The sequence below is a fragment of the Phenylobacterium sp. genome (assembly GCF_046291545.1).
Lineage (GTDB): Bacteria > Pseudomonadota > Alphaproteobacteria > Caulobacterales > Caulobacteraceae > Phenylobacterium.
Map to the genome: position 1 here is coordinate 16,606 of NZ_JBKBSM010000005.1, position 13,927 is coordinate 30,532.

Consider the following 13,927-nt stretch of genomic DNA (forward strand, 5'->3'; position numbering starts at 1 on the left):
GATCAGGGCGCCGGCTCGCGCGGAGCGTCCGTCCCAGAGGTGTCGCGCGGATCCGGACCGGACGCCTCCCGCGCCAGTTCCTGCACCAGTTCGACCAAGCACCTGCGCACGGCTTCGCCGCGGATGGCGGCATAGGCCTGCACCAGTTCGGCCGCGCCTGGCGTGCCCAGGCCGGCCTGCGGGTCGGGCGCGCCCGCCTTCGGAGCGCCGATGCCGGCGATCAGCTCGGCCAGAGGCGTGCCAAGGGCGTCGGCGATCAGGGCCAGCCGTGAAAAACTGACCCGGTTGGCCCCACGCTCGTACTTCTGGATCTGCTGGAACGTGACGCCCACGGCCTCGGCGAGCCGCTCCTGCGACATGCTCCGGGCCTTGCGGAACCGCCTGATGCGCGCCCCGAGGGCCACGTCCAAGCGGTGAGCCCCCGCCTCGCCGCCCGCTGTCGCCATGCCTAAGCCCACCTTTCCGATGGAGTGTGCACGCGAACGGCTGGGGAGTGGAGTCCCCGGAGCGCCCAAGGCGGGCGCCGTGGGTCAGCGGCCGGGAAGGTCCTCGGCAAGGATCGCCATCTCGAACATGAACGAGCCGTCCTCGTCCTCGTCCTCGAAGACCACGCCGACGAACTCCTCGCCGATGTACACCTCGGCGGAGTCCTTCTGCTTGGGCCGCGGGACAAGGTTGATGCGCGCGTTGGCGAAGGTGCCGCGCAGGTGACCTTCGATCTTGCGTATCATCTTCTCGTCCACGACGGCGCTCCTTGATTCAACGGCGCGAACCTAGAGGGCGATCGCCCTCAGTGGAAGCCGTGTTCTCGCCCGAAGCGCCAGGCCGCGGCCCGGCTTCCGCTCAGATGACGTAGTCGTCCAGTCCCTGGGGCAGGGTCTGGTCCATGGTGCGCGCCGGCTCGTCGCAGGTCGGGCAGTTGACCAGCCGCGCAGGGACGCCGGCGGCGGTGCAGCCGGGGGGAACCGGCTTCAGGACCACCGAGCCCGACGCGACCTTGGCGTGATCACCGATGGTGATGTTGCCGAGGATCTTGGCCCCGGCGCCGAGCAGGACCCCGTTGCCGATCTTCGGGTGGCGGTCGCCGCGTTCGGCCCCGGTGCCGCCCAGGGTCACGCCCTGGAGCATGGAGACGTCGTCGCCGATCACCGCGGTCTCGCCGACGACGATGCCGGTGCCGTGGTCGACGAACACGCCGGAGCCGATGCGGGTGGCCGGGTGGATGTCCACCTGGAAGATCTCGGACGTGCGGCTCTGAAGATAGAAGGCCATGGTCTCGCGCCCCTCCTCCCAAAGCCAGTGGGCCACGCGCTGGGTCTGCAGCGCCAAGAAGCCCTTGAAGAACAGGAACGGCTGGACGTAGCCCTTGCAGGCCGGATCCCGTTCGAAGACCGCCCGAAGGTCGGCTTCGGCCGTGTCCACCAGCCTGGGCCGCTCGGCGTAGGCTTCCTCGGCGATCTCGCGCAGGCTCATGGCCCGCAGCTCCTGGTCGCCGAGCTTGCGCGCCAGCTGGTAGGACAGGGCGTCGCCCAAGGTGGCGTGGCTGAGGATCACCGCGTTCAGCAGCGAGGCGAGACCGGGCTCGCTCTTGGCCGCGCGCTCGGCCTCGTTGCGCAACGACGCCCAGACAGGCGGCGGCGCACTGGGATCGATGACCTCAAGGCGCTGGCTCATAGGTTCCTCCCGCCCCATGGCGATCTCCTTACCCTAGCATGGCGCGCGCAAGCGCGGCCGGCAAAGCCCCTTCACGAGCCATATGGTAGCCCCGCAGCAGCATCGCCACCGTAAGCATGTCTTTCAGATGACCGGCCATAGCGGCCTCGAGCGCCTCGCGGAAGGGAACCCGCTCCAGCGCCAGGAGCTCGGTCTCGTCCGGATCGGGCTCCAGGGGTGTAAGGCTGGTGGCCAGATAGCCAATGGCGCGCTCGTCGGTGACGGAGTTGGAAAGCTGGGTCTGCAGGATCACCTGCCAGTGCGCCGCGGCCAGCCCTGCCTCTTCCCGCAGCTCGCGCTTGGCGCCCTCCAGGGGGTCGGCATCGAGCGGGCCGCCGCCCTCCGGGAGCTCCCAGCTATAGTCCTGCGCCGGAAAGCGGCTCTGGCCGACGAGCACGATCGAGCCGTCGTCATGGACGGGCAGGACAGCCAGGGCGAGGTTCTTGAAGCCGACGAGGCCGTAGAGCGCCGGCTGGCCGGTCGGGGCGCGCGCCTGATGCTCGGTCACCCGGATCCAGGGATTGTCGTAGACGACCTTCGCCTCGCCCCGCTCCCACGGCGCGCCGTGCGTCTTCAGCCACCCCGGTTTTTGCGACATGTTCTCAACTGACCTTGCGGAACGCTCGGGCGCTCCCATAAAGGAGAGACCTTAACCGCTCTTGCCGAAGAGGCGCCCCCCGTGCAGTCCACCCTTCCGCCTGAACCGCAGTTCGGCGCTCCGGTCCCGCAGACGCCCATCCCCCACGTGCTGGAGTTCCTCGCCCGGCGCAGGTCGACGTCGGCGGTGATGCTGGCCGAACCGCCGCCCAGCCAGGACGAACTGTCCGCCCTTCTGCGCCTTGCGGCCCGCACCCCCGACCACGGCAAGCTCTCGCCCTGGCGGTTCATTGTCCTCGATCCGGCCAACAAGGGCGCCTACGCCGACCGCCTGGAGGCGCTGGCCCGCTCCCGGGGGGACGAGCGCGCCGCGGCCAAGCTCGCCAAGCTCAAGGCGCCGCCGCTCGGCGTCGCGGTCGTCTCCCGCACGGTCGGCGGCGAAATCCCCGAATGGGAGCAGGTTCTCTCCGCCGGCGCCGTCTGCACCACCCTGCTCTATGCGGCCCAGGCGCTCGGCTACGGCGCCAACTGGATCACCGACTGGTACGCCTACGATGAAGAGGCCAAGGCGATCCTGGGCCTGCAGCCCGAAGAGAAGGTCGCCGGATTCATCTTCATGGGAACCGCAAAGGAGGCGCCCCTGGAGCGCGAGCGCCCGGTGGTGAACAGCCTCGTCACCGCCTGGAGACCGTGAGCGCCCATGGAGCCCTGGCCGACGCGGAGTCCAGACACACGACGGCCGGACGGCGCTTCGCGCGCCGCCCGGCCTGAGGTGACACGCCCGAGGAGAGTTTGGGCAGTTTGGATATAGGCCATTTTCAGGGTTTTCGCTAGCGCGCGAACGCTTTGGCGGCGCTCGGCCACACCGCCTCAAGCAAGCTCAGCAAGCGGCATTGCTCAGCTTTTCCACCCGAACAGGTCGCGGCGAGCGCGACAATACAGTGTTGCCGCGAACCGCGCCGCCGTCGCCAAGTATTCGGGCCTTCACCGAAACGTGCGAATCCGCGAGGCCGCTTGCAACCGTGGGCGTGCGCGCCGGCCAGCGCCGCTCGCCCGAGGGGCGATCAGCCCCGGCCGCGATACGGGGCGACGCCCTGGTCGGGCACCCATAGTCCGTCCGGCGTGGGTCCGGACTGCCAGAAGACGTCGATGGGAATTCCCCCACGGGGATACCAGTAGCCGCCGATCCTGAGCCAGTGCGGCTGGGCCACCTCGACGATCCTGCGGCCGATCGCGACCGTGCAGTCCTCGTGGAAGGCGCCGTGGTTGCGGAAGGATCCGAGATAGAGCTTCAGCGACTTGGACTCGATCAGCCACCCGGCGGGAGCGTAGTCGATCACCAGGTGCGCGAAGTCGGGCTGCCCCGTCACCGGGCACAGCGAGGTGAACTCCGGCGCGATGAAGCGCGCCAGATAGAGGGTGTCGGCCTGGGGATTGGGCACGCGCTCGAGCACGGCGTCCTCGGGGCTGGCGAAGCCGCGCACGTCCTGGCCGAGCTGGGTGAGGGAGGTCTCCTGCATCCGCGGGCTTTAGACGCCCCTGGCCGGGCGGGCAACCGAGACAAGCCGGCCGCCGGCGGCTATCAGAAGGTCCACAACGCCAGGGAGGAGACCAGGATATGGCCGGCGACGATTTCAAGGGGTTCGTGGTGGTGGTGACCGGCGCCTCGACGGGGCTGGGACGGGCGATCGCCGTGGAAGTCGCCAGCCGCGGGGCCGAGGCGGTGATCGTGAACTACGCCCGCAGCGCCGACGACGCCGCCGAGACCGCCCGCCAGGTCGAGGCGCACGGCTCGCGCGCGATCCTGGTGCAGGGCGACGTCGCCTCCGATGAGGACTGCCGCAAGATCGCGGCGGCGGCCGAGCCGTTCGGCCGGATCGACGCCCTGTTCAACAACGCCGGAACGACGACCTTCGCGCCGAACCACGCAGACCTGGACGCGGTGTCCGGCGAGGACTTCCTGCGCCTCTATGGCGTGAATGTCGTCGGCGCCTTCCAGATGGTGCGCGCCGCCCGAGCCCTGCTGGAGGCCGCACCGCAACCGGGCGCGGTGGTCAACACCGCCTCGATCGCCGGGGTGACGGGAATCGGCTCCTCGGTGCCCTACGCCGCCTCCAAAGGCGCGCTCGTCACCATGACGCTGTCGCTCGCGCGGGCGCTGGCGCCGCGCATCCGGATGAACGCGATTTGCCCGGGCTTCATCGACACCCCCTGGTTCGGCAAAGGCATGCCCGCCGAGCGGGTGGAGCGGCTGAGGGAATCGACGGCGGCCTCGACGCCGCTGAAGGTCGCCTCGACGGCCGAGGACGTGGCCGCCGCCACCGTGTTTCTCGCCTCCCCCGCCTCGCGCCACATCACCGGCGAGACCCTGCTGGTGGACGCCGGAACCCACCTGAATCTCTCCCCGCTGGGCGCGCGTTAACGATATGTGGCGCCGAAGGCACATGGCGGCGCCTATCATTTCAGCGGCCACCCACGTTAACGCTCAAGAATCGATCAGCGTCTAGCAAGGCCTCATGGCTGGAACTGCCCGCGTTGATCTGTCCGTCCACACCGTGGCGTGCTCGCTCGACGGTCGGGCTTAGTCCTGGTCGGAGAACAAGGGGATAAACGATGAAATCAGTTAAGATCGCGCTTCTGGCCGCGGCCGCCACGGTCGCCATGGGAGGCGCCGCTTTCGCCCAGGACGAAGGCCCGAGCGTTTCCTTCAACATTGGCGCGGCCTCTGACTACGTGTTCCGCGGCGTCAGCCAGACCGATGAGAACGCCCAGATCTACGGCGGCGCCGACCTGAGCTCCGGCATCTTCTACGCGGGCGTGTGGGCGTCGAACGTCGATTTCGGCGATTCGACGGACGCCGAAGTCGACGCCTATGTCGGCATCACGCCGACCGCCGGTCCGGTGTCGCTGGACTTCGCGGCGATCTACTACGGCTACGTCAACGCCCCGAGCGGTTCGAACTACGGCTACTGGGAGTTCAAGGCCGCCGGTTCGGTGCCCGCCGGCCCCGCCGAGATCGGCGCGGCCATGTACTATTCGCCGGAGTTCTTCGGCGAGACGGGCGAAGCCCTCTATTATGAAGTGAACGCCTCGACCTCGCTGACCGACAAGATCAGCGTGAGCGGCGCCATCGGCCACCAGGATGTCGATCAAGGCATCGACTACAACACCTGGAACCTGGGCGTCGGCCTGGCCGTGAACGACCACATCGGCTTCGACCTGCGTTACCACGACACCGACGAGGAAGACCTCCTGGGCGAGATCGGCGAAGGCCGCGTCGTCCTGGGCGTGAAGGCCTCGTTCTAAGGTCCTTCAGGGCTTCGTGTTACAGAGCCGCCGCCTTCGGGCGGCGGCTTTTCTAATTGCGACGCTCGCGGCAGGTCATCGGAGGTCTCCGCGGCGAAGCAGGGCGCAAAAAAGTCGCTTTTATTGCGATCTATGTGGAGCCAATCGTCGAGGTTCCGAGTTTAATTGGACGGTCGCACTCGCACGTCTATGTTGGCGACTCGACGGAAGAGCGGAGCGCGGCCCATGGAGCGAATGGCTTTCCGAGCCCAGACCATTGTCGCCGACGTGGTCATCGCAGCCATAGCCTTCCTTCTCGCCTACTACTTTTCCCCGACGCGCATCCCCGACCTGAGCGCGCACGTGGGGTCCTCGCTCAACGTGGTGCAGCTGACGCTGCTCTACGCCGCCTTCGCGGGGGCGTTCACGGCCCTGTTCTGGCGCGAGCTGTCCCCGTGGCGCTACGCCTCGGTGCCGGACGCCATGGTCCTGGCGCGCATCGCCGTGCTCACCGCCGGCTCGTTCCTGCTGGCCGACTGGGCCCTGGAGCGGGCTAGCGCCCTGCCCCGCTCGGCCCTGGTGATGGCCCCGCTCTTCCAGGCGGTCGGCTCCATGGGGCTGCGCGTGGCGCGCCGGGCCCTGCATGAACATGCCCTCGACAGCTTCGCGCCGCTGAAGACGGTCACCGACCGGATCGCCCAGGCGCCCTCGCTGCTGCTGATCGGCCCGCCGTCCCTGGCCGACACCTATCTGCGCGACGCCGCCCGCAGCCACAACCGCAACTACACGCCGGTGGGCATCGTCGGCACCGACCCGCGGGACGTGGGCCAGCAGGTGCGCGGCGTCTGCATCATCGAAAGCCTGGAGAATCTCGACCAGGCCCTGGCCGACCTGCGCCGCTGGAACCGCTATCCGCGGGCCGTGCTGTTCCTGGAAGAGCCGGCGCGGCTGCGGGGCCTGACCGCCGACCAGCTCGGCCGCCTGAAGACGGACGGCATCCGGCTTCTGCGCCTGCCGAGCATCGTCGACCTGAAGCAGCACGACAGCGTCACCCTGGTCCCCATGCGGGAGATCAGCGTCGAGGAACTGCTGGCGCGCGACCCGATCGAACTGGACCGCACCGCGATCGGCGGGCTGATCCGCAATCGCCGGGTGCTGATCACCGGCGCCGGCGGCAGCATCGGCGCGGAACTGTGCCGGCAGGTGGCCAAGTTCCAGTGCGCTCACATCACCCTGCTGGACTATTCGGAGACCGCCCTCTTCGAGATCGACCGGGAGCTGGGCGAGACCTATCCGACGATGTCGCGGCGGGCCGTGCTGTGCGACGTGCGCAACGCCTCGCGCCTGGCCAACGCCTTCATGGAGGAGCGCCCGGACCTTGTGTTCCACGCCGCGGCCCTCAAGCATGTCTCCATGGTCGAACGCCATCCGTGCGAAGGCGTGATGACCAACGTCATCGGCACCTGGAACGTCGCCGAGGCGGCCCGGGTCAGCGGCGCCGCCCAGATGGTGCTGATCTCCACCGACAAGGCCGTGGACCCGAGCAACGTCATGGGCGCCACCAAGCGCCTGGCCGAAGCGGTGATCGCCGGCCAGCAGACCGGCGAAGGGACGCGGTTCTCGGCCGTGCGGTTCGGCAACGTGCTCGCCTCCGCGGGATCGGTGGTGCCGATCTTCAAGTCGCAGATCGAACGCGGCGGGCCGGTGACGGTCACCCACCAGGACATGGAACGCTTCTTCATGACCATCCCCGAGGCGGCGCAGCTGGTGCTGCACGCCACGGCGGCGTCGGCGGAGGGAGAAGCCACGCACTCGCGCCTGTTCCTGCTGGAGATGGGCAAGCCGGTGCGGATCATGGACCTGGCCCGGCAGATGATCGCCCTGTCCGGCCGCGTGCCCGGCCGCGACATTGAGATCGAGATCACCGGCCTTCGCCCGGGCGAGAAGCTCACCGAGTCGCTGCTGGACGAGACCGAGCGCTCGATCCCCTGCGCGTCGAAGGTGATGGAGGTGATCTCCAACTCCGCCCTGCGGATCACGCCGAGCCATCTGCTCGATCTGGAGACCCTGGCGGAAAAGGGCGACACGGCGGCGGTGCGCCGCGCCCTGTTCGACCTGGTGGCTCAGATCCGCGGCGAACGTCCGAGCACGGCGCCGGCCCTCCGCGTGGTGGCCAACCGCTCCTGATCTATCGTCCGCGTCGCTGCGCCGCGCCCCAATTTGGGGCGCCCTCCCTTTGCGCGAACACGCCTGCGCCCCCATCCTGCACTTGTGTTTCGCCTCTCAAGCGAGCGGCGGGGCGCAAGGCGAGTGATCGACCCAAGATCAGTTAGACGACGCCCAGGCCCGGTGCGAGGCCCCGATCCGCCATGACCGGCGGGCCGGCGCCCTGCACCGACGCCCGGCGAAGTGCGGGACAGCGGCATTGAGTCTTGAACCAGACCACCTGGAGGCCAGACGCCGGGAGTCGCGGCCGCGCCCGCCCTGGTGGCGGCGCATATCCTACGCGCGCCTGGCGGCGATCGTCTTCTGCCTGCTGGTCTGGATCGCCGTGGCGCGTGCGTGCATGCGCTATTTCTGAAGCCGCCGCCTATTCGGCGGCGACCACCGTGCGCACCGCCTTCAGCCGCCGGGCGAGCGCCTCGTGCTGGCGCATGAGTTCGGCCGGCAGCCGGTCGCCGAACTTCTCGTAGGCCTCGGCGATCAGGGCCGCCTCCTCGCGCCAGACGTCCGCGTCCACCGTCAGCAGCAGTTCCAGGTCGGAAGCGGCGAGGTCCAGGCCGCTCACGTCCAGCGAGGACGCGGCGGGCAGACGGCCGATCGGCGTATCCACCGCCGAGGCGCGGCCCTCGAGCCGGTCGACGATCCACTTCAGCACACGGCTGTTGTCGCCGAAGCCCGGCCAGACGTAGCGGCCGCGGCCGTCCTTGCGGAACCAGTTGACGAAATAGATGCGCGGCAGCTTCTCCGAATCCGCGCGCTCGCCCATCGACAGCCAGTGGGCGAAGTAGTCGCCCATGTTGTAGCCGCAGAACGGCAGCATGGCGAAGGGATCGCGGCGAAGCTCGCCGATCTTGTTCTCGGCCGCGGCGGTGCCTTCCGACGCGACGTTGGAGGCCATGAACACCCCGTGGGCCCAGTCGAACGCCTCTGTCACCAGCGGCACGGCGCTGGCGCGACGGCCGCCGAAGAGGATCGCCGAGATCGGCACGCCGCGCGGGTCCTCCCACTCGTCGGCGATCACCGGGCACTGCGCCGCCGGAACGGTGAAGCGCGCGTTCGGATGCGCCGCGGGCTGGCCGCTCTCGGGGGTCCAGGGCTGGCCGCGCCAGTCGGTCAAGCTGGCCGGCGGGGTCTTGGTCAGGCCCTCCCACCAGACGTCGCCGTCATCGGTCAGGGCCACGTTGGTGTAGACGCAGTTGGCGTGCAGGGCGGCGACGGCGTTGCGGTTGGTCTCCTCGCCCGTGCCGGGCGCGACGCCGAAGAATCCGGCCTCGGGATTGACCGCGTAGAGACGTCCGTCCTCGCCGAAGCGCATCCAGCAGATGTCGTCGCCGATGGTCTCGGCCTTCCAGCCGGCCAGGGTCGGCTGCAGCATCGCCATGTTGGTCTTGCCGCAAGCGCTCGGGAAGGCGGCGGCGACGTAGTGCACCTCGCCCTGCGGCGAGGTGAGCTTGAGGATCAGCATGTGCTCGGCCAGCCAGCCCTCGTCGCGCGCCATCACCGAGGCGATACGCAGGGCGAAGCATTTCTTGCCGAGAAGGGCGTTGCCGCCGTAGCCGGAGCCGTACGACCAGATCTCGCGGGTCTCGGGGAAGTGGACGATGTACTTCTCGTCGTTGCACGGCCAGGCCACGTCCGCCTCGCCTTCGGCCAGCGGCGCGCCCACCGAGTGGACCGCCGGTACGAAGAAGCCGTCCTCGCCCAGTTGCTCCAGCGCCGCCTTGCCCATGCGGGTCATGACCCGCATCGAGATGGCCACATAGGCGCTGTCGGTGATCTCGACGCCGATGGCGCTGATCTTTGAGCCGAGCGGGCCCATGCAGAAGGGCACCACGTACATGGTGCGGCCGCGCATGCAGCCGTCGAACAGGCCGTTGAGCGTCGCACGCATCTCGGCCGGGTCGGTCCAGTTGTTGGTCGGCCCGGCGTCGGCCGGGTCCTGCGAGCAGATGAAGGTGCGGCTCTCCACCCGCGCCACATCGCGCGGGTCGGAAGCGGCGTAGAACGAGTTGGGGCGCTTGTCCGGGTTCAGCGCCTTGAGCGTGCCGGCGGCCACGAGCTCCGACGTGAGTTCGGCCCATTCCGCGTCCGAGCCGTCGCACCAGCGGACGCGGTCCGGCTTCGTCAGGGCGGCGATCTCCGCGACCCAGGCCTTCAGCGCCTCGTGGTTGGTAGGGGCGGGCTCAAGGCCGGGCGGGGAAATCGTTTGGCTCATCGTCTGCTCCTCGTCCGCGACGACGCCGGCATGCCGCTCTCGCAGCCTGGTCAGCGCCTTTGTCTCGAATGAACAATAGTCCTGTGTTCTATGGCCCGGCTGCAAGCCCCGCGCCAGACTCACGTTGCGGAATGACAACGCGTGCGGAGGGTTTTGGTGCTCAGGATTCCGGCGAAACCTGGGCCGGCGCGCCTATTCGGCGGCCTGCATCGCCCGTGACGCCTCGGCCCGGTGCCAGCGCCAGGCGGAGTCGATGATGTCGTCCAGGTTGAACCTGGGGGTCCAGCCCAGGATCTCGCGGGCCTTGCGATTGTCGGCCACGAGCACCGGGGCGTCCCCTTCGCGCCGCGGCGCGCGCTCGACCTCGAAGGCGATGTTGCTGGAGCGCTGTATCGAAGCGATCAGCTGGCGCACGCTGGTGCCGGCGCCTGTGCCAAGATTGAACGCGTCGGTCGGGCCGCCCGCCAGGAGGCGCTTGAGCGCCAGGACGTGGGCGTCGGCCAGGTCCAGCACATGGATGTAGTCGCGCACGGCGGTGCCGTCCGGGGTCGGATAGTCCTCGCCCATCAGGCGGAAGTTGGCGCCAAGGCCCATGGCGGCCCGGATCGCCAGGGGGATGGCGTGGGTCTCCGGTTCGTGGCGCTCGCCGATCCGGCCCTGGGGATCGGCGCCGGCGGCGTTGAAATAGCGCAGGCTGATCGAGCGGAAGCCGGCGTAGCGGTCCAGGTCGCGCAGCACCTGCTCCACCATCAGCTTGGTGCGGCCGTAGGGATTGAGCGGCGCCTGGGGATGGGTCTCGTCCAGCGGGACGCGCTCGGGCGCCCCGTAGGTGGCGCAGGTCGAGGAGAAGACAAGGGCGTTGACCCCCGCCCGCCGAGCGGCCTCGATCAGGCAGATCGCGCCGGCGACGTTGTTGTCGTAGAAGCGGCCCGGCTCCTTCACCGATTCCCCGACCTCGATCAGGGCGGCGAAGTGCAGGACGGCCACGGGCTTGTACTCGGCGAACACCGCGTCCAGGCGGGCCGGATTGCGGATATCGCCGACCTCAAGCGGGCCCCACTTCACGAACTCTGCGTGGCCGTTGGAGAGATTGTCGTAGACCACCGGCTGAAAGCCGGCTTCGGCGAGCCGCAGGCAGACGTGCGAGCCCACATACCCCGCGCCACCTGTCACAAGTACCGTCTGCATCGTCTTCCGCCCGCGCCTGACCCGGGCTTTATCGCCCGTCGTCTCGCCCACGTGCAAGCCATGGGCCAGGGTTTTGGATCACGCTTTTGGGGGACGCCGGGCGCCCGCCGGTCAGTCGATCAGGACCCGCACGCCTGCGACGATGGCCGCCCACATCGCCATGTTGACGCCGAGCGCCAGCATGAGCCGCCAGTTCGGACGAACCCCCTTGGCGGAGGCGCGATCGGCGCGGGTCATGCCCGAAACGCTGGGTACGGCGTGGTCCATAGAACTCTTCCATCTGCTTGCAGCAAGCAGCCGAAGAGCACCCTGGGCGGGGGATGCCTAAGAATGGATTGACGCGGCCGAGATTCTGATACTCGCGGCTAAGATTCGCCGCGCGACGCGGCGTCCGCGGCCCCTAGCCCCTCTGCCGCCGAACTTCCTGGATCACCTCGAACAGCCGCTCGGCGCTGCGATCCCAGGTGTACTTGGCCGCTTGCCGGCGTCCGGCCTGCACCCTCGCCGCCCGCTCCCCCGGCTCGAACGCCAGGCGGCGTATGGCCGCCGCCCAGGCTGTGGCGTCATGCGGCGGGGCGTAGGCGGCGGCGTCCCCGCACACCTCGGGCACCGCGCCGCAGGGGGCGACGACGGCCGGGCAGCCGCTGGCCATGGCCTCCAGGGGCGGCAGGCCGAAGCCTTCGGTGGTGGAGGGAAAGGCCAGGCAGACGGCGCGATCGAAAAGGGCCGCGAGCTCAGCGTCGCTGACGCGCCCGGCGAATATGACGTTGGGCGGCACGACGTGTCCGGCGGCGGCGAATTCCGAAGCCTCGCCCCGGCCCACGAAGACCAGCCTGAAGTCCGCCAGCTCCGGCCGGGCGAACGCCTCGAACAGGACCCCGACGTTCTTGTAGGCCTGCAGGCTCGCGAAGGCGACGGCGAAGCCGGTCCCCTCCAGGCCCAGCCGGTCGATGACCGCCCCATCCGGTTCGGCGGCGGCCACGTGGTCGACCCCGTTGTAGATCACCGTGGTCTTGGCCGGATCGGCCACCCCGTAGCGGTCCAGGTCCTGCTTGGAGAACTCCGAGACCGTCAGCACCCGCGCGGCCCTGCGGCCGATGATCGGCAGGGCGAACTGGTAGTAGGCGGCGAAGCTCTTGGGATAGGAGTTCGGCGAGCGGAACGTCTGGGCGTCGTGGATCATCGCGATCGAGCGGCGCTTGGAAAGCGGCGCGAGGTTGCAGAGGTTCACGAGCAGGTCCCCGCCGCTCAGCCGGGGCAGGTCGAACTGCTCCCAGAGCTGCCAGGTGAAACAGCCGCCCACCTTCACCCTGAACCGCTTCAAGGGCGGCGGCGGGTCAGCGTCGCGGGGGCACATGAGCACCCAATCGACGTCCCGTTCCAGGTCGCGCTGCTCCAACAGGCGGTCCAGGGCGACGATCAGCTCCAGGGCGACGCGATGCACCCCGGTCTTGGTCGCTCCCGACAGGAACTTGCCATTGAAGACCACGCGCTCGCCGCTCAATGAACCCTCGATGTGCCCCTGCCACATGCACGCCGCACGGATGCACGGCGCTTGGCTTCGCTGCCGATCCTGCTGAGACTGAATCGCGCGCGTAGTCGGAGTGAAGCCGCGACCGCGGCATTGTCATAGCGCAGTCGCTAAGATTCACCAAACAGGTCCGTGCGGCGCCGCCAAGGCGGATCGGCGGCGATTGCGGGCCCGGATTTTACTGTGTCTTCAAGAATTAATGGGCTTTTCCATCAAACTCGAAACGCAGACCGATCATCGGACAGGTCGTCAACGGCCTGCGGCGGGCGCAGAGGGGACGCGATATGAAAGTGGCCGTGGGAATCGCCACTGTGGGCCGCAAGGAGATCGTCTCGAAGCTCCTTGAGGAACTGGCGGCGCAGACGCGCCTGCCCGACCTCGTCCTCCTGAGCCCGGGCGGCGACGGCGACCTGGAGCCCGGCGCGGAACTCGGCAAGCCCTATCCCGTCCAGGTGGTGCGCGGGGACCGCGGACTGCCCGCCCAGCGCAACACCATCCTCCGGGCCGCCGGCTCGGCCGACATCATCCTGTTCTTCGACGACGACTTCGTCCCCGCCGCCGACTACATCGCCCAGTGCGTGGGGGTGTTCGAGCGCGATCCCGAGGTGGTCGTGGTGACCGGAACGGTCATCGCCGACGGCATCAAGACGTCGGGCATCGCCTTGGAGGAAGCCAAGGCGCTGATCGCCGCGGACCTTCGCCCTGAGAGCGAGTCCCTGAGCGAGACCTACGGCGGCTACGGCTGCAACATGGCCATGCGGGCCGCGCCGATCTACGCCCACGACCTCAGGTTCGACGAGGCCCTGCCCCTTTACGGCTGGCTGGAGGATCTCGACTTCAGCCGCCAGATCGCGCGCTACGGCAAGGTCGTGCGCACCAACCTGTGCCGCGGCGTCCACATGGGCACCAAGCAGGGGCGCAACTCCGGCGTGCGCTTCGGCTATTCGCAGATCGCCAACCCGGTCCACATGGTCCGCAAGGGCACCCTATCCAAGCGCTACGCCTGGAAGATGATGAGCCGCAACATGATGGCCAACGTCGGCCGCTGCTTCGCGCCCGAGCCCTGGGTGGACCGTCGCGGCAGGCTCTGGGGCAACGTGCTGGCGGCCGGCGACCTGATCTTCGGCCGCCTGGATCCGCGGAAGATCCTGGAGTTCAAATAGCCGTCCCCCGGC

General features: G+C 68.9%; 15 protein-coding genes. 6 read left to right on the top strand and 9 right to left on the bottom strand.

What is annotated here, in order from left to right; all coding sequences use genetic code 11:
* Positions 1 to 2 precede the first annotated feature (2 nt).
* The 4 genes from ACK4YQ_RS12665 to ACK4YQ_RS12680 form a co-directional block, all read right to left on the bottom strand.
* Complete coding sequence (locus ACK4YQ_RS12665) at positions 3 to 446, bottom strand: helix-turn-helix domain-containing protein (protein WP_409611775.1); 444 nt, start codon at positions 444 to 446, stop codon at positions 3 to 5.
* Positions 447 to 530: 84 nt separating this feature from the next.
* Positions 531 to 743, bottom strand: a complete 213-nt coding sequence (locus ACK4YQ_RS12670) for a DUF3126 family protein (RefSeq protein ID WP_409611776.1) — start codon at positions 741 to 743, stop codon at positions 531 to 533.
* Between the two features lie 100 nt (positions 744 to 843).
* On the bottom strand, positions 844 to 1,674 hold the full coding sequence (gene cysE / locus ACK4YQ_RS12675) for a serine O-acetyltransferase (RefSeq protein ID WP_409611777.1): 831 nt from the start codon (positions 1,672 to 1,674) through the stop codon (positions 844 to 846).
* A gap of 28 nt (positions 1,675 to 1,702) precedes the next feature.
* The gene (locus tag ACK4YQ_RS12680; RefSeq protein WP_409611778.1) at positions 1,703 to 2,311 is read right to left on the bottom strand and encodes an NUDIX domain-containing protein; all 609 of its coding nucleotides are present in this window, start codon (positions 2,309 to 2,311) and stop codon (positions 1,703 to 1,705) included.
* A gap of 81 nt (positions 2,312 to 2,392) precedes the next feature.
* Between ACK4YQ_RS12680 and ACK4YQ_RS12685 the strand changes: the two genes are divergently transcribed.
* Positions 2,393 to 3,004: a nitroreductase gene (locus tag ACK4YQ_RS12685; RefSeq protein WP_409611779.1), complete on the top strand. Its 612-nt coding sequence runs from the start codon at positions 2,393 to 2,395 to the stop codon at positions 3,002 to 3,004.
* Between the two features lie 370 nt (positions 3,005 to 3,374).
* On the opposite strand, the gene queF is transcribed toward ACK4YQ_RS12685, so the two are convergent.
* Positions 3,375 to 3,830, bottom strand: coding sequence for a preQ(1) synthase (queF, locus tag ACK4YQ_RS12690; protein WP_409611780.1), 456 nt, complete (start codon positions 3,828 to 3,830; stop codon positions 3,375 to 3,377).
* A 98-nt stretch (positions 3,831 to 3,928) separates the two neighbouring features.
* Here queF and ACK4YQ_RS12695 point away from each other — a divergent pair, with 98 nt between their 5' ends.
* The 4 genes from ACK4YQ_RS12695 (at position 3,929) to ACK4YQ_RS12710 (ending at position 8,176) form a co-directional block, all read left to right on the top strand.
* On the top strand, positions 3,929 to 4,732 hold the full coding sequence (locus tag ACK4YQ_RS12695; protein WP_409611781.1) for an SDR family NAD(P)-dependent oxidoreductase: 804 nt from the start codon (positions 3,929 to 3,931) through the stop codon (positions 4,730 to 4,732).
* Between the two features lie 191 nt (positions 4,733 to 4,923).
* Positions 4,924 to 5,616, top strand: a complete 693-nt coding sequence (locus ACK4YQ_RS12700) for a TorF family putative porin (RefSeq protein ID WP_409611782.1) — start codon at positions 4,924 to 4,926, stop codon at positions 5,614 to 5,616.
* Positions 5,617 to 5,850: 234 nt separating this feature from the next.
* Positions 5,851 to 7,782 (top strand): polysaccharide biosynthesis protein, encoded by a 1,932-nt coding sequence (locus ACK4YQ_RS12705; RefSeq protein ID WP_409611783.1) that lies wholly within the window; start codon positions 5,851 to 5,853, stop codon positions 7,780 to 7,782.
* 238 nt (positions 7,783 to 8,020) lie between these two features.
* Positions 8,021 to 8,176, top strand: coding sequence for a hypothetical protein (locus ACK4YQ_RS12710; protein WP_409611784.1), 156 nt, complete (start codon positions 8,021 to 8,023; stop codon positions 8,174 to 8,176).
* Between the two features lie 9 nt (positions 8,177 to 8,185).
* Here the strand turns inward: ACK4YQ_RS12710 and ACK4YQ_RS12715 are convergent, their stop codons facing one another.
* The 4 genes from ACK4YQ_RS12715 to ACK4YQ_RS12730 form a co-directional block, all read right to left on the bottom strand.
* Complete coding sequence (locus tag ACK4YQ_RS12715) at positions 8,186 to 10,033, bottom strand: phosphoenolpyruvate carboxykinase (GTP) (RefSeq protein WP_409611785.1); 1,848 nt, start codon at positions 10,031 to 10,033, stop codon at positions 8,186 to 8,188.
* A 192-nt stretch (positions 10,034 to 10,225) separates the two neighbouring features.
* On the bottom strand, positions 10,226 to 11,221 hold the full coding sequence (gene galE, locus ACK4YQ_RS12720) for a UDP-glucose 4-epimerase GalE (RefSeq protein WP_409611786.1): 996 nt from the start codon (positions 11,219 to 11,221) through the stop codon (positions 10,226 to 10,228).
* 111 nt (positions 11,222 to 11,332) lie between these two features.
* On the bottom strand, positions 11,333 to 11,488 hold the full coding sequence (locus ACK4YQ_RS12725; RefSeq protein WP_409611787.1) for a hypothetical protein: 156 nt from the start codon (positions 11,486 to 11,488) through the stop codon (positions 11,333 to 11,335).
* A gap of 133 nt (positions 11,489 to 11,621) precedes the next feature.
* Entirely contained in the window at positions 11,622 to 12,725 is a 1,104-nt protein-coding gene (locus ACK4YQ_RS12730) for a glycosyltransferase family 4 protein (protein ID WP_409611788.1), read from the bottom strand.
* A gap of 323 nt (positions 12,726 to 13,048) precedes the next feature.
* Between ACK4YQ_RS12730 and ACK4YQ_RS12735 the strand changes: the two genes are divergently transcribed.
* Positions 13,049 to 13,915 carry a glycosyltransferase family 2 protein gene (locus ACK4YQ_RS12735; RefSeq protein ID WP_409611789.1) on the top strand — a complete coding sequence of 289 codons (867 nt, stop codon included), beginning with the start codon at positions 13,049 to 13,051 and terminating at the stop codon, positions 13,913 to 13,915.
* Positions 13,916 to 13,927 lie beyond the last annotated feature (12 nt).